At 65.9% G+C, this 14341-nt stretch carries 12 protein-coding genes; 7 read left to right on the top strand and 5 right to left on the bottom strand.

Annotated features, from left to right (window positions below; translation table 11 throughout):
* Positions 1-173: 173 nt before the first annotated feature.
* Positions 174-2303 carry a TonB-dependent siderophore receptor gene (locus AAHK21_RS06135; RefSeq protein WP_367856730.1) on the bottom strand — a complete coding sequence of 710 codons (2130 nt, stop codon included), beginning with the start codon at positions 2301-2303 and terminating at the stop codon, positions 174-176.
* Positions 2304-2532: 229 nt separating this feature from the next.
* Complete coding sequence (locus tag AAHK21_RS06130) at positions 2533-2910, bottom strand: hypothetical protein (RefSeq protein WP_046856576.1); 378 nt, start codon at positions 2908-2910, stop codon at positions 2533-2535.
* A gap of 441 nt (positions 2911-3351) precedes the next feature.
* Here AAHK21_RS06130 and AAHK21_RS06125 point away from each other — a divergent pair, with 441 nt between their 5' ends.
* The 5 genes from AAHK21_RS06125 to AAHK21_RS06105 all read left to right on the top strand — a co-directional run bounded on the left by AAHK21_RS06125 (position 3352) and on the right by AAHK21_RS06105 (position 9653).
* Entirely contained in the window at positions 3352-4809 is a 1458-nt protein-coding gene (locus AAHK21_RS06125) for a serralysin family metalloprotease (RefSeq protein ID WP_046856575.1), read from the top strand.
* A gap of 64 nt (positions 4810-4873) precedes the next feature.
* Positions 4874-5239, top strand: coding sequence for an AprI/Inh family metalloprotease inhibitor (locus AAHK21_RS06120; RefSeq protein ID WP_367856729.1), 366 nt, complete (start codon positions 4874-4876; stop codon positions 5237-5239).
* A gap of 44 nt (positions 5240-5283) precedes the next feature.
* Complete coding sequence (locus AAHK21_RS06115) at positions 5284-7005, top strand: type I secretion system permease/ATPase (protein ID WP_367856728.1); 1722 nt, start codon at positions 5284-5286, stop codon at positions 7003-7005.
* Positions 7002-8294: an HlyD family type I secretion periplasmic adaptor subunit gene (locus AAHK21_RS06110; protein ID WP_367856727.1), complete on the top strand. Its 1293-nt coding sequence runs from the start codon at positions 7002-7004 to the stop codon at positions 8292-8294. The genes AAHK21_RS06115 and AAHK21_RS06110 overlap by 4 nt, the downstream gene beginning before the upstream one ends.
* Positions 8295-8372: 78 nt before the next feature.
* Positions 8373-9653 carry a TolC family outer membrane protein gene (locus AAHK21_RS06105; RefSeq protein ID WP_367858962.1) on the top strand — a complete coding sequence of 427 codons (1281 nt, stop codon included), beginning with the start codon at positions 8373-8375 and terminating at the stop codon, positions 9651-9653.
* 108 nt (positions 9654-9761) lie between these two features.
* On the opposite strand, the gene AAHK21_RS06100 is transcribed toward AAHK21_RS06105, so the two are convergent.
* Entirely contained in the window at positions 9762-10949 is a 1188-nt protein-coding gene (locus AAHK21_RS06100) for an MFS transporter (protein WP_367856726.1), read from the bottom strand.
* Positions 10950-11057: 108 nt separating this feature from the next.
* Between AAHK21_RS06100 and AAHK21_RS06095 the strand changes: the two genes are divergently transcribed.
* Entirely contained in the window at positions 11058-11942 is an 885-nt protein-coding gene (locus AAHK21_RS06095) for a LysR family transcriptional regulator (RefSeq protein WP_367856725.1), read from the top strand.
* A gap of 104 nt (positions 11943-12046) precedes the next feature.
* Here the strand turns inward: AAHK21_RS06095 and AAHK21_RS06090 are convergent, their stop codons facing one another.
* Positions 12047-12796, bottom strand: a complete 750-nt coding sequence (locus AAHK21_RS06090) for a 3-oxoacyl-ACP reductase family protein (RefSeq protein ID WP_367856724.1) — start codon at positions 12794-12796, stop codon at positions 12047-12049.
* A 118-nt stretch (positions 12797-12914) separates the two neighbouring features.
* On the opposite strand from AAHK21_RS06090, the gene AAHK21_RS06085 reads away from it, so the two are divergent.
* Positions 12915-13850: a LysR family transcriptional regulator gene (locus AAHK21_RS06085; protein WP_046857868.1), complete on the top strand. Its 936-nt coding sequence runs from the start codon at positions 12915-12917 to the stop codon at positions 13848-13850.
* A 7-nt stretch (positions 13851-13857) separates the two neighbouring features.
* Here the strand turns inward: AAHK21_RS06085 and AAHK21_RS06080 are convergent, their stop codons facing one another.
* On the bottom strand, positions 13858-14340 hold the full coding sequence (locus AAHK21_RS06080; protein WP_367856723.1) for a transcription elongation factor GreAB: 483 nt from the start codon (positions 14338-14340) through the stop codon (positions 13858-13860).
* Between the last annotated feature and the right edge of the window lies 1 nt (position 14341).

The raw sequence follows: 14341 nt of genomic DNA, 5'->3' as shown, positions 1-14341 counted from the left end.
CTCCGCGCCTAGTGGGTGGCATAATGCCATATGCGTGTGAAAGCCTCCAAACGGCTTTCAGCAGGTATGGCGACCTTTGCGCTGCCGGGTGCTGCGTCGGTCAGGGAAGAAGGCCCCCGCGTCGTTCGACCGCGAAGTGGGGGCCGTGTTTGCCTGGTAGTCCGGCGCGGTTCTCAAAAACTAACACTGGCCGACAGGCGGGCGGTTCGCGGTGCTCCCTGGAACAAATAGTTGTCGCCCAGGTAGTCACCCACATCGCGCCAGTAGCGCTTGTCGAAGACGTTGTCCACGGTCAGGCGCAGCACGGTGTCGTAGCCACCGATGTTCGTACGGTAACGGCTGCCGATGTCGAACACGGTGTAGCCGCCGACTTCGACATTGCCTGCTGAGCTTGCGTACTTGCTGGCGCTGTAGCGTGCACCGCCGAGCAGGGCCAGGCCGGGGACGGGCAGGGCGTAGTCGGCCTGCAGCACGGCGCGCAGGCGCGGCACGTTGATCGCCTGGTGGCCTTCGTAGGCGGCGGTGTCGCTGTTCTGCACCCGGGCGCGGATCACTGCGGCGCTGGCCTGGACCTGCAGGTTGGAGGTCACCCAGCCGCTGGCGCCGAGCTCCAGGCCGGTGTTCTTCTGCTGGCCCGACTGCACGTAGGTCGGCGCCGGGGTTCCGTCGGGGCGGGCGTACTGGTACGCCTGGCGGATCTGGAACAGGGCCGCGCTGAAACTCATGCCCTGCCAGTCACGCTTGATGCCGACTTCGAGCTGGCGCGACAGGGTCGGGGCGAGGATTTCGAACGCGTTGCTGGCATACCAGGGGGCGGTGCCACCCGAGGACAAGCCTTTCGCATAGCTGGCGTACAAGGTGGTGTCCGGCTGCGGCTTGTAGATCAAAGCTGCGTTGGGCAGCAGTTGGTACTGTCGGGTGTGGCGCCCGGCAACGCCATTCTGGTCCCAGGTCTTTTCGTCCAGGCGCACTTCCCGGGCGCCGATCACGGTCTGCCAATTGTCGTTGAAGGTGATGCGGTCGCTGAAGAACAGGCCGTACTGGCGGCTGTCCAGGCGGCGCTCACTGCTGCCAATGGGCTTGTCCGACGGCTCCACGGCCGGCGCACCGGTATGGATGTTGCCCGTGCCTCGCCACTCGTTGTAGCCCGGTCGCTGGTCGAGCGTGCGGCGTTGCGCACTGGTGCCGACGGTCAGCTCATGGCTCACGCCCAAGGCATCGAAGCGCCCGTCGAGCATGGCCTGGGCTTCGTCGATGCGACGGGTATCGTCAGGGCTGCGGAAATCGTAGATGTCGTAGTCGCCATTGCTGCCGAAGTAGGATCCTTCACTCGAACCCCAGGCGAATGCGCTGTAGTCATCGATCACCACCTTGCTGCGCGAGGCGCTCAAGGTACCGTTCCAGTTGTCGTTGAACTGGTACTTGAAGCGCCCGCCCAGGTTCAGCGAGTCGTTCTGCACGGGCTTGGCCCAGGATTGCCAGGCCAGGTGATCCTTGGGGTCGACGCCATGCGGCAGCTGGTTGCCGCCAAGCAGTTGATAGCCGGGTACCGAATACTGCTCGCGGTGCTGGTATTCGGCGTCCAGCTCCAGGACAGCATTCGGGTTGATCTGCCAGTCGAGCGCCACGGAGGCGAAGTCGCGCTTGCCGTCGGCATGATCGACATAGGAACGAATGTCCTCGTGGGCGAGGTTGACCCGCAGGCCCAGCTGGCGTTCGGCGCCGAACCAGCCGCCCAGGTCGGTGGCCAGGTAGCGCTCGCCCTGTTCGTTGCTCGACACGCTTATGCTGCGCACATCCTCCGCGCGCTTGGTCACGTAGTTGACCAGCCCGCCGGGCTCCGACACGCCGCTCTGCAACCCGGAAAGTCCCTTGAGCAGTTCTACCTGCTGCTTGTTCTCCAGCGCCACGTTCTGCTCGCCGGCGATGGTCTGACCGTTGACCCGGTAGCTGCTGGCGGCGTTGAGCTCGAAGCCGCGTACGTTGAAGTTCTCGTAGTAGCCGATCGGCGCATAGCTTTCGCCCACTGAGGCATCGCTCTGCAGCACTTCGCTCAGCTTGCGCACCTGGCGGTCGTCCAGCAGCTGGCGGCTGAACACGCTGACCGCTGCCGGGGTGTCGAGCAGCGGCGCGCTGTGCAGGCCGCCGACCTGGGCTTCGCGTGCCTGGTAGCCGCTGTCCTGAACATCCGAGATGCGCACGGGGGCCAGGGCCACACTGTCGTCGGCAAGGCCATGGCTACTGTGCAGGGCAAGGCCCAGGCCGAGCAGGCCCAAGGGCAGGCGGGGGCGAAGCGGGGTCATGCAAGGCTCCTTGAAAAGCGGACGCGCCGTTATCGCTCGGCAGCTGTCGGGCAGGCAAAAGGGCGCCATGGTAGCAGGCTGCCGAGGCTTTCAGGGATGCAGACGTGGGATCCGGCGCGCCGCTGCTCCCACCGATACCGCACAATGCTTGGGCATGCGCGTTTCCTGCGGGAGCCGGCTTGCCGGCGATGACGCCAGTACAGTCAATACGAACGAAGCGGGGCGCGATTCAGGCCGCCGCCGGGCGCTGGTGCCGGCGCCAGCTGTCGTCGATCTTCGACCAGGTCTTGCCGTCGGTGATGGCCAGCAGCTTGCGGCCATCCTTGAAGGTGGCGAGGAAGGTGACTTCCTCTTCCTTGCCGCCCAGCAGCAGGCCGGCGAGCAGGCCGACCGGGCCGGCCACCAGGGCACCGGCCACCCCCCAACCCAGGGCGGTGCCCAGGCTGCGGGTCGACTCGAGGTTGGCCAGCTTCAGATCCTTGATCCGCGCCAGCGAAATGCGCTCGCCGGGCGAAGGGCTGCGCGGGGTCTTGAGTGTGAGCGCTCCATTGCGATACTCGCCTTCACCTTGCAAGAAATCGCCGGATTGCACCGTGAGTCTTGTCATTGTGTCGTCCTGTCAGGAAGGGGGCCTTTGACCAACGCCTACTGAGCGCTCCGTACGCTGGCAAGTCAACGCCGAGGCGACGGAGGGTCGTGCGGCAGGTTGTCGCGTAGTAAAGCGCCTAAACGAAGCGTTGATGGCAAACCACAGGCACAAGTCGCATTTTCGAAAGTAAACTTCGAATTGTCGTCTATAAAGTCCTGGGGTCATGATTGGAACTAATGCTTGCAGCTGGCGCCATTGATCCATCGCAGTTTGCGCAAATAAGTGCGACGCAGTTGAGTTTTCGAAAACGAAAAAATGACGTCAAAAAACGCTGGACATCAAGTTTCATTGTGTGTCAGTTTTTTTGCGCCTAATAAAGGCGAGTGACAGGAAGTTCTCGCCAGGTGGGAAATCCTGTCTGACATCAACTGCTTTTTTGTAAACAAGGAAGTAACCTGCATGTCGAAAGTCAAAGAAAACGCTATTGCATCGGCCGTTTCTGCACTGCAGCCGAAGGGGCCAAGTTCGTCCTTCGGCTTGATCGATAGCTTTGCCCACCAGTACGATCGCGGCGGCGCGAACATCAATGGCAAGAAGTCCTTCACGGTCGACCAGGCCGCCGATCACCTCCTGCGTGATGGCGCAGCCTGGAAGGACCTGAACAAGGACGGCACGATCAGCCTCACCTACACCTTCCTGACCAAGGCACCGGCCGATTTCTACACGCGCAAGCTGGGCACCTTCAGCCAGTTCAGCGACCTGCAGAAAGACCAGGCCAAGCTTGCCATGCAGTCCTGGTCGGACGTGGCCAAGGTCACCTTTACCGAGGCGGCATCGGGTGGCGATGGCCACATGACCTATGGCAACTTCAGCGCCAGCAACGGCGGCGCGGCGTTCGCCTACCTGCCGTTCGACGGCCCGGGTTCGCACAAGGGCGAGTCCTGGTACCTGATCAACAGCGGCTACCAGGTCAACATTACCCCGGGCACCGGCAACTACGGGCGCCAGACCCTGACCCACGAGATCGGCCACGTGCTGGGCCTGTCTCACCCCGGCGACTACAACGCCGGCCAGGGCAACCCGACCTACCGTGACGCCGACTACGCCCAGGACACCCGTGGCTACAGCGTCATGAGCTACTGGAGCGAAAGCAACAACGGGCAGAACTTCATCAAGGGCGGCGGGCAGTACTACGCCTCGGCCCCGCTGATGGACGACATCCTGGCGATCCAGAAGCTCTACGGCGCCAACTACGCCACCCGTGCCAGCGACACCACCTACGGCTTCAACTCCACCGCTGATCGCGACTTCTACTCGGCCACCTCGGCCTCGTCGAAGCTGGTGTTCTCGGTGTGGGACGGTGGCGGCAACGACACCTTCGACTTCTCGGGCTTCACCCAGAACCAGAAGATCAACCTCAACGAAGCATCGTTCTCCGACGTCGGTGGCATGGTCGGCAACGTGTCCATCGCCAAGGGCGTGACCATCGAAAACGCCTTCGGCGGCTCGGGCAACGACCTGCTGATCGGCAATGCGCTGGCCAACGTGCTCAAGGGTGGTGCCGGCAACGACATCATCTACGGCGGCGGCGGCGCCGACCAGCTGTGGGGCGGCAGCGGCTCGGACACCTTCGTGTTCGCGGCTGTCAGCGACTCCACCAAGGCGGCGCCGGATCGCATCATGGACTTCACTTCGGGCGTGGACAAGATCGACCTGTCGGCCATCTCCGCGTTCGCCGTGAACAAGCTGCCGCTGCAGTTCGTCAATGCCTTCACCGGCCATGCCGGCGAGGCGCTGCTGACCTACGACCAGGCCACCAACCTGGGCAGCCTGTCCATCGACTTCACCGGAAACGCCTCGGCTGATTTCCTGGTGACCACCGTTGGCCAGGCCGCTGTCACCGACATCGTGGTCTGATGTAACAGGGGGCGGCGCTCGCGCGTCGCCCTTTTGTCGGCGAGGCAGACGAATGAAAGCAACCTTGCGAACGATCGCGCTGGCCGCGATTACCCTGATGTCGATGACCGAGGTAGGTATGGCGAGCAGCCTGTTACTCCCCAACGCCGCGCAAATGGCTGGTGATTGGACGCTTTACCCCGAACAGCAGCAGGCGCAAGCCTGCAACCTGCACCTGGGTGCCACGGAAGGCGAAATCGAAGGCGACCTGGATTGCGCCAGGGACCTGCTGGGCCTGCGCCCCGGCAGCTGGCTGGTGACCCCTGACACCTTGGCCCTGGTGGGCGGCGACGGCAGCAGCGTGGTGCACTTCAGCCGTGAGGGGGCCAAGCGTTACGCCTGGACCCGGCCGGACGGTACCCAACTGGTGCTCCAGCACCTGGACAAATAAACCCGGCCTGAAACTTAAAAGTTTCAGGCAAGCAAGGGCGAAACATGAAACTACCGAGCAAAAAGCCCGGGGCGCCTTTGTGGGCGGCACTCGGCGAACATAAGTCGACCTTGATCAGCGTTGGCTGTTTCACGGCATTGATCAACTTGCTCATGCTGGTGCCGTCGATATATATGCTTCAAGTGTACGATCGTGTACTGAGTTCACAGAGCACGACAACTTTGTGGGTGCTGACGCTTATGGTTGTCGGCTTCTTCGTTTATATCGGCGGGCTCGAGGCCGTACGCAGTTTCATTGTCATTCGGGTCGGTAACCAGTTGGAAAAGACGTTCAACCTGAAGGTCTATCGCGCCGCCTTCGAACGCAACCTGCGCCAGCGCGACGGCGCCGCCGGCCAGGCTCTGGGCGACCTGACCCAGCTGCGCCAGTTCATCACCGGCCCCGCGCTGTTCGCTTTCTTCGATGCCCCCTGGTTCCCCATCTACCTGGCGGTGATCTTCGCCTTCAACGTCTGGCTGGGCGTGATGGCCACGGTCGGCGCGCTGTTGCTGATCGCCCTGGCGATCCTCAACGAGCGCCTCACCCATGCCACCCTGGCCGAGGCCAGTGGCTTCCAGCAGCAGTCGACGCAACTGGCCGGCAGCCAGTTGCAGAGCGCCGAGAGCATCCAGGCCATGGGCATGCTTGGCGCGCTGCGCCAGCGCTGGTTCAGCCTGCACGGACGTTTCCTCGACCTGCAGAACAAGGCCAGCGACACCTCGGCGGTGATCACCGCCACCAGCAAGGGCCTGCGCCTGTGCCTGCAATCGCTGGTGCTGGGGCTGGGCGCGCTGCTGGTGATCGAGGGGCAGATGACCCCGGGTATGATGATCGCCGGTTCCATCCTCATGGGCCGGGTGCTGGCGCCGATCGACCAGTTGATCGCGGTGTGGAAGCAATGGAGCGGCGCGCAGCTGGCCTACCAGCGCCTGGACGGGCTGCTGCGCGAACACCCCGAGCCGCCGACGCCGATGCCCCTGCCGGTGCCCACCGGGCAACTGGCGGTGGAGCAGGTCAGCGCCGGCCCGCCCGGGCGCAACCTGGCCACCCTGCAACAGGTGAACTTCGCCCTGGCGCCGGGTGAACTGCTCGGCGTGCTAGGGGCTTCGGGGTCGGGTAAGTCGACCCTGGCCAAGGTGCTGGTCGGTGTCTGGCCGACCCTCGGCGGCCATGTGCGCCTCGATGGCGCCGAGCTCAGCCAATGGGACCGCGACGCGTTGGGCCCGCACATCGGCTATCTGCCGCAGAACATCGAGTTGCTGCGCGGCAGCATCGCCGAGAACATCGCCCGCTTTGGCGAGCTGGACGGCATCAAGGTGGTCGAGGCGGCGCGCCTGGCGGGCGTGCATGACCTGATCCTGCGCCTGCCCCAGGGCTACGACACGCGCCTGGGCGAGGAGGGGGTGGACCTCTCCGGCGGCCAGAAGCAGCGCATCGCCCTGGCCCGCGCCCTGTACGGCGATGCCCGGCTGATCGTGCTCGACGAACCCAACTCCAACCTCGACAGCCACGGCGAAGCCGCCCTGGCCAACGCCATCGTCCAGCTCAAGGCCCAGGGCCGCACCGTGGTGCTGGTGACCCACCGCAGCGCGGCGCTGGCCCAGGCCGACAAGCTGCTGGTGATGAACGAAGGGCGCATGCAGGGCTTCGGCCCGGCCCGCGATATCCTCCACGCCATGGGCCAGGCCCCGGCGCAACGACCCCTGCAAGCCGGAGGTGGCGCATGAGCCAGCACACCCGTGATGCACGTTTTCATGTTCGTCTGGGGTGGTGGCTGACCCTGGTCGGTTTCGGCGGCTTCATGGCCTGGGCCAGCTTCGCCCCGCTCGACCAGGGCGTGCCGGTGCAAGGCACCGTGGTGGTGTCGGGCAAGCGCAAGGCGGTGCAGTCCATGGGCGCGGGCGTGGTCAGCCGCATCCTGGTCAGCGAAGGCCAGCTGGTGCGCCAGGGCGAGCCGCTGTTCCGCCTCGACCGCACCCAGGTGCAGGCCGACGTCGATGCGCTGCAGGCCCAGTACCGCATGACCCGCGCCGCCCTGGCACGCTGGCAGAGCGAGCGTGACAACCTCGGCCAGGTGCAGTTTCCCGCAGAGCTGCTCGAAGACGCCGACGCCCGCCTGGCGCTGATCCTCGAAGGTCAGCGCCAGCTGTTCGACAGCCGTCGCCAGGCCCAGGCCCGCGAGCAGGGCGCCCTGGCCGCCAGCATCGACGGCTCCCTGGCGCAGCTGACCGGCATGCGCCGGGCGCGCGGCGACCTGCAGGCCCAGGCCGACTCGTTGCGCGAGCAGCTCGACAGCCTGCGCCCGCTGGCCGGCGAGGGCTATATCCCGCGCAACCGCGTGCTGGAATACCAGCGCCAGCTGTCGCAGGTGCAGCGCGACCTGGCGCAGAACGCCGGCGAAAGCGCGCGCCTGGAGCAGGTGATCGTCGAAGCCCGCCTCAACTTGCAGCAACGCCGCGAGGAGTACCAGAAAGAGGTGCGCAGCCAGCTGGCCGAAGCCCAGGTCAAGGCCGCGACCCTGGAGCAGCAGCTCAACTCCGCGCACTTCGAGCTACAGCACAGCGAGATCATCGCTCCGGCCGACGGCATCGCGGTGAACCTTGGCGTGCACACTGAAGGCGCCGTGGTGCGGGCCGGCGATACCCTGCTGGAGATCGTGCCCCAGGGCACCGCGCTGGAAGTGGAAGGGCGCCTGCCGGTGAACCTGGTGGACAAGGTGGCTCCCCAGTTGCCGGTGGACATCCTGTTCACTGCCTTCAACCAGAACCGCACGCCACGGGTTACCGGGGAAGTGGCGCTGGTGTCGGCCGACCAGCTGATCGACGAGCGCAGCGGCCAGCCGTACTACGTGCTGCGCAGCACCGTCAGCGAAGAAGCGCTGGCGCGTCTGCAGGGCCTGGCCATACGCCCGGGCATGCCCGCCGAGCTGTTCGTGCGTACCGGCGAGCGCTCGCTGCTCAACTACCTGTTCAAACCCCTGCTCGACCGTGCAGGCACCGCCTTGACCGAACAATAAGGACCGCCAGTGAAGAAGTTCCCACTGATCGGGCTGCTGCTGGCCTGCGCCTGGCTGCCGACCGCCGCCCAGGCCGCCATGGGGCCGTTCCAGGTATACGAGCAGGCCCTGCGCCGCGATCCGACCTACCTTGCGGCGTTCAAGGCCCGCGAAGCCGGCCAGGAATACCGCGCCATCGGCCGCGCCGGGCTGCTGCCCAGCCTGTCGTACAGCTACAACAAGGGCCGCAACGATTCCGAGGTGCGCTACCTCGGCGATTCGCGCCGGCAAAAGGAAGACCGCACCTACAACAGCATGGGCTCGACCTTCATCCTCCAGCAGCCGCTGTTCGACTATGAAGCCTATTCGAGCTATCGCAAGGGCGTGGCCCAGGCGTTGTTCGCCGATGAGAGCTTCCGCGACCAGAGCCAGCAACTGCTGGTGCGGGTGATGACCAGCTACACCCAGGCGCTGTTCGCCCAGGACCAGATCGCCATCAGCGTCGCCAGCAAGCAGGCCTACCGCCAGCAGTTCCAGCAGAACCAGCGTCTGTTCGACGCCGGCGAGGGCACGCGCACCGATATTCTCGAGGCCCAGGCCCGCTACGAGCTGGCCGATGCCGAGGAGATCAAGGCGCGCAACGAACAGGATGCCGCGCTGCGCGAACTGGGCGCGCTGATCGGCGAGCCGGCGGTGCGGGTCGAGGACCTGGCGCCGCTGCGCCTGGGCTTTGCCCTGCCGGTGGTCGACCCCAGCGGCTACGAGGCCTGGCAGGAGCGGGCCCTGGCCAACAACCCGCAACTGGCGTCATCGCGCCAGGCCCTGGAAGTGGCGCGCTACGAGGTCGAGCGCAATCGTGCCGGGCACCTGCCCAAGGTCACCGCGTTCGCTACTTCGCGGCGCCAGGAGTCGGACAGCGGCAACACCTACAACCAGCGCTACGACACCAATACCGTGGGCATCGAAGTGAGCGTGCCGATCTTCGCCGGGGGCGGGGTGCTGGCCTCGACCCGCCAGGCCAGCCGGCACCTGGAGCAGGCCGAGTACGAGCTCGATGGCAACACGCGCAGTGCCTTGATCGAGCTGCGCAAGCAGTACAACGCCTGCCAGTCCGGTGCCAGCCAGCTGCGTGCCTACCAGCGGGCGCTGGTGGCGGCCGAGGCACTGGTGGTGTCCACGCGCAAGAGCGTGCAAGGCGGCGAGCGGGTCAACCTGGACGTGCTCAACGCCGAACAGCAGTTGGCCACCACCCGCCGCGACCTGGCCCAGGCGCGCTACGACTACCTGCTGGCGTGGATCAAGCTGCATTACCAGGCCGGGGTGTTGAGCGAGACCCAATTGGCGCGGGTGGATGAAGCGTTCATCGAAGGCAAGCCTTGACTCCTGCGCGGGCCTCATCGCCGGCAAGCCGGCTCCCACAGATGTTGCGCGATACCCTGTGGGAGCCGGCTTGCCGGCGATGAGGCTGGTGTGGTCAGTAAAATACTTTCAGGCTGGCACCACTAGCTTCCCCCGCCGGCGCTCAGCCAGCCCCCACACCAGCAGCGCCAGCGCACCGATCACCAGCCCGGCCACCACGATCCCATCCCAGCCATGCACCTCGAACAGCTGCGTGCCCAGCAGCGACCCCAGCGCTCCGCCGATGAAGTAGCAGGTGATATAGCCGGCATTGAGCCGCGTACGCGCCTCGGGGCGCAGCACGATCACCGCGTTCTGGTTGCTCACGTGCACCAGTTGCACCGCCAGGTCGAGCAACAGCACGCCCACCAGCAACGCCACCAGCGAGCTTTGCGCAAACCCCAGCGGCACCCACGACAGCAATAGCGCCACCAGCCCCACGGTGGTGCCCAGCGAGCCTTTGCCGCGGTCGGCCAGGCGCCCGGCCCAGTTCGCCGCCAGTGCGCCGATCGCCCCGGCCAGGCCGAACAGGCCGATCACCGCGTCGGAGTAATGGTAGGGCGCCTCGCTCAACAGGAACGCCAGCGGTGTCCAGAACAGCGCGAACAGGCTGAACGCCAGCAAGCCCAGCAGCGAGCGCAGGCGCAGCACCGGTTCCTCGACGAACAGGCGGAACACCGAGCCGATCAGCGCCGGGTATTTCAAGCCGGCGTGGCTGTGGTGTTGCGGCAGGCTGCGGTACAGGGCGAGGGCACTGATGGCCATCAGCACGGCGGCCAGCACGTAGATGCTGCGCCAGCCGCCCAGCTCAGCCATGAAGCCTGCGGCGGTGCGCGCCAGCAGGATGCCCAGCAACAGGCCGCTCATCAGCGTGCCCACGGCGCGGCCGCGTTGATCTGGAGCACTGAGCGCGGCGGCCATGGGTACCAGCACCTGGGCCACCACCGAGAACAGTCCGGTCAGCGCCGTGCCGAACAACAGCCACGGCAGGCTTGGCGCGCAGGCGCTGATCACCAGCCCAGCGGTGGCGATCAGCACCATGGTGACGATCAGCCGCCGCTGCTCGAACAGATCGCCCAGTGGCGCGAGCAACAGCAGCCCGGCGCCGTAGCTGAGCTGGGCGGCGATGACGATGGTACCGGCGCTGGCGGTGCTCAGGCCGAACTGCTCGGCGATGCTGTGCAGCAGGGGCTGGGCGTAGTAGTTGCTGGCCACGGCCAGGCCGGTGGCGGTGGCCATCAGCAGGATCAGGACGCGACTCAGAGTCGGGGAATTCATGGGCAGTCTCGGTGCAGGCAAGGTTGTGTAGCGACAAGTATCAGGAAGTGTCATTCATGACGCCAATGTATAGTTATCAACTTATCCATCTTGAAAACAGATAGATCGATGAACCTCAAACAGCTCGAATACGCCTTGGCCGTTGCCGACACCGGCAGTTTCACCCGCGCCGCCGAGCGCTGCCACGTCGTGCAGTCGGCCCTCAGCCATCAGGTGGCACGGTTGGAGGCACAGTTGGGGGTAAGCCTGTTCGAGCGCAGTTCGCGGCGGGTGCGCCTGACCCCGGCCGGCGAGGCCTTCGTCATCAGTGCCCGGCCGGCGGTGGCGGCGGCGCGGCGGGTGGCCGAGGATGTTGCCGCCGCCTGCGGGCAGGTGCGTGGACGTTTGTCGATCGGCGAGATCAGCTCGCTCACCGCGCTGGACCTGGTCGATCTGCTGGCGGTGTTTCATGAGCGCTACCCTGATGTGGACGTGCGCTGGTTGACCGCCAAGAGCGAGTTGCTGGTAACGGACGTCTGCGAGCGGCGCCTGGACGTGGGCTTCATCGGCCTGTGGCAGGGCGAGGCACTGCATGGCGTGCAGCATCGCTTGCTGGCGCGGGAGGAGTTGGTGGCAGTGCTGCCACCTGGCCATCGGTTGGCGGGCAGGGCTCAGCTGGCCCTGGCCGAGCTGGCCGACGAGGTGCTGGTGGACTTTCCCGAGGGCACCGGGGCGCGTCGACAGACCGACGAGGCGTTCCAGGCGGCAGGGTTGCGGCATCGGGTGCAGTTCGAGATCGGCCATATCCGCCTGGTGGAAAAGTTCGTGCAGCGAAGCATGGCCGTGGGTCTGGTCCCCGAGCGTATCGCTCGGGGCTTCAAGAACGCCGCCATGGTGCCGCTGGTGGATGCGCCGGTGCGGCATCTGTACGCGGTGTGGTCGCCCAGCCCCACGCCGGCGGCGCGGGCGTTTCTGGACGTACTTGAAGAAAAACTGCTGGCGGCCGGTGAATAACCCTTCGCCGCCGACTCCTACAGGTGCGGCGCGGATCTTGAACGCGGCACTGTACCTGTGGGAGCCGGCTTGCCGGCGATGAGGCCGGCGCAGGCAATTACAAATCAGGCCGCGAAACCACCATCGGCCAGCAGGCTCGCCCCGGTGATGTAGCCGGCCTCAGGCCCCGCCAGGTAGGCCACGAAGCTGGCGATCTCGTCCGCCTGGCCATAGCGCCCGATGGCCATCAGCGGGATCAGGCTCTCGGCGAACTCGCTACTGGCCGGGTTCATGTCGGTGTCCACCGGCCCAGGCTGCACATTGTTGACGGTGATCCCCTGCGGCCCCAGGTCACGGGCCAGGCCCTTGGTCAGGCCGACCAGCGCCGACTTGCTCATGGCATAGGGCGCGCCACCGGCGAACGGCATGCGCTCGGCGTTGGTGCTGCCGATGTTGATGACCCGTCCACCCTGGCCCATGTACTTCACTGCCGCCTGGGTGGCCACGAACACGCTGCGCACATTGACCGCCAGCAGCCGGTCGAAGTCGGCCAGGTCGAACTCGGCGACCGGCGCCACCGCCAGCACACCGGCGTTGTTGACCAGAATGTCCAGGCCGCCGAACGCCTTCGCGGTATCGGCCACGGCTTGCTGCACGGCCTGGGTGTCGGCGCTGTCTGCGCGCAGGGCCAGGGCTTGGCCGCCGCCGCTGTTGATCTCGCCTGCCAAGGCCTCGGCGCTGGCGCTCGAGCTGACATAGGTGAAGGCGACCTTGGCGCCGTCGCGGGCCAGGCGGCGGACGATGGCCGCGCCGATACCACGGGAACCGCCCTGGACCAGGGCCACCTTGCCGGTGAGGGGAAGTACTTGGGACATGCTGATCTCCTGCGTTCAAGCAAGGCCGGATGCCTTGGATGGACACAGTATCGAACGTGGATTGCATGCTGATAAGGTGGTAATTGCGATCTACAGAGTAAACTTTTGGTTGGCAATGATGAGTATGGAATCGTTCAGTAGCCTGGAATGCTTCGTGCGCAGTGCCGAGGTCGGCAGTTTCGCCGAGGCGGCGCGGCGTTTGTCATTGACCCCTGCGGCGGTGGGCAAGAACGTCGCCCAACTGGAGGCGCGCCTGGGGGTGCGGTTGTTCCAGCGCAGCACGCGCAAGCTCACTTTGACCGAGGCCGGGCAGCGCTTCCTGGGCGAGGTCGGCGACAGCCTGCGTACCATCCAATATGCCATGGCCAACCTGGCCAGCGCCGAGGGGCAACCGGCGGGGCTGCTGCGGGTGAGCATGGGCACGGTGTTCGGGCGCTTGTACGTTGTGCCGTTGTTGGGCGAGTTTCTGCGCCGCTACCCGGCGATCTCGCCGGACTGGCATTTCGACAACCGCCAGGTCGACCTGATCGGCCAGGGTTTCGACGCCGCCCTCGGCGGTGGTTTCGAGCTACCGCCCGGGGTGGTGGCACGCAAGCTGACGCCCGCGCACCGGGTGCTGGTGGCCTCGCCGGGCTATGTGCGGCAGCATGGGCCGATCGATCGGCCGGAACAGTTGCAGGCTTGCACCGGCATCCTCATCCGCTCGCCGCAGACCGGCAGGGTGCGCAGCTGGCCGCTGACCAGCCGCTGGCAGGAGCAACAACCCTTGCGGCTGCCGCAACACATGACCATGAGCGATTCGGATGCTGCCTGCGCGGTGGCCGAGCAGGGCCTGGGCATCGCCCTGGTCAGCCTGCCGTTCGCCTTGCCTTACCTGACCTCAGGCCGCCTGTGTCGGGTGCTGCCGGACTGGTACGTCGACGATGGGCATATCAGCCTGTACTACGCCGAGCGCAAGCTGTTGCCGGGCAAGACCCGCGCCTTCATTGATTTCGTGGTGGAGCAGTTTGCCGAGCAGGGGCTGGCACAGCGTTTCGACGCCTTGCAGCGATAACGCCCGATCAGACGATATCGATGATGAACTGCACCTGCGCCACCCCAGCCAGCACCAGGCGTACTTCGTCATCCACGCGCTTGCCAAGCAGTTGCTGGCCTAGCGGTGCGCGAGGCGTGATCACCGTCACCAGCGCCTCTCCCTCGCCAATCTTCAAGCCGGCGCCCTCGGGACCGAGGAACAGCCTGCGCCGCAGGCCCTGTTCATCCTCCAGGGTCACCAGGCAGCCGACCTGGATCCCCCGCGCCGGGTCATAGTTGCGCGGCACCAGTTGCTGGTAGGTCTGCAGCGCCTGGCGGATCTCAGCGGTGCGCCGAGCTTGCCCGGTGGCCAGGTACGAAGCCTCGAGCCCCAGGGTGTCGTACTTGTTCTCGGCGATATTCTCTTCGGCGGTGGCGGCCTCGTAGGCGGTCTGGGCGGCGCGGCGCAGCACCTCCATGTCGTGCTCGAGGGTGGTGACGATGCGCTGCAGCAGGGTGGCCTTGTCCATG

Source organism: Pseudomonas sp. TE50-2 (assembly GCF_040813665.1).
GTDB lineage: Bacteria > Pseudomonadota > Gammaproteobacteria > Pseudomonadales > Pseudomonadaceae > Aquipseudomonas > Aquipseudomonas soli.
The sequence above is the reverse complement of the archived record's forward strand: the minus strand, read 5'-3'. Positions and strand labels throughout refer to the sequence as shown.

What these genes read in the sequence shown, in the direction of transcription:
- AAHK21_RS06110 (WP_367856727.1), top strand. Translation starts at nt 7,002, where the DNA reads ATGAGCCAGCACACCCGTGATGCACGTTTTCATGTTCGTCTGGGGTGG.
- AAHK21_RS06130 (WP_046856576.1), bottom strand. Translation starts at nt 2,910, where the DNA reads ATGACAAGACTCACGGTGCAATCCGGCGATTTCTTGCAAGGTGAAGGC.
- AAHK21_RS06095 (WP_367856725.1), top strand. Translation starts at nt 11,058, where the DNA reads ATGAACCTCAAACAGCTCGAATACGCCTTGGCCGTTGCCGACACCGGC.
- AAHK21_RS06115 (WP_367856728.1), top strand. Translation starts at nt 5,284, where the DNA reads ATGAAACTACCGAGCAAAAAGCCCGGGGCGCCTTTGTGGGCGGCACTC.
- AAHK21_RS06125 (WP_046856575.1), top strand. Translation starts at nt 3,352, where the DNA reads ATGTCGAAAGTCAAAGAAAACGCTATTGCATCGGCCGTTTCTGCACTG.
- AAHK21_RS06105 (WP_367858962.1), top strand. Translation starts at nt 8,373, where the DNA reads ATGGGGCCGTTCCAGGTATACGAGCAGGCCCTGCGCCGCGATCCGACC.
- AAHK21_RS06085 (WP_046857868.1), top strand. Translation starts at nt 12,915, where the DNA reads ATGAGTATGGAATCGTTCAGTAGCCTGGAATGCTTCGTGCGCAGTGCC.
- AAHK21_RS06080 (WP_367856723.1), bottom strand. Translation starts at nt 14,340, where the DNA reads ATGGACAAGGCCACCCTGCTGCAGCGCATCGTCACCACCCTCGAGCAC.
- AAHK21_RS06135 (WP_367856730.1), bottom strand. Translation starts at nt 2,303, where the DNA reads ATGACCCCGCTTCGCCCCCGCCTGCCCTTGGGCCTGCTCGGCCTGGGC.
- AAHK21_RS06090 (WP_367856724.1), bottom strand. Translation starts at nt 12,796, where the DNA reads ATGTCCCAAGTACTTCCCCTCACCGGCAAGGTGGCCCTGGTCCAGGGC.
- AAHK21_RS06100 (WP_367856726.1), bottom strand. Translation starts at nt 10,949, where the DNA reads ATGAATTCCCCGACTCTGAGTCGCGTCCTGATCCTGCTGATGGCCACC.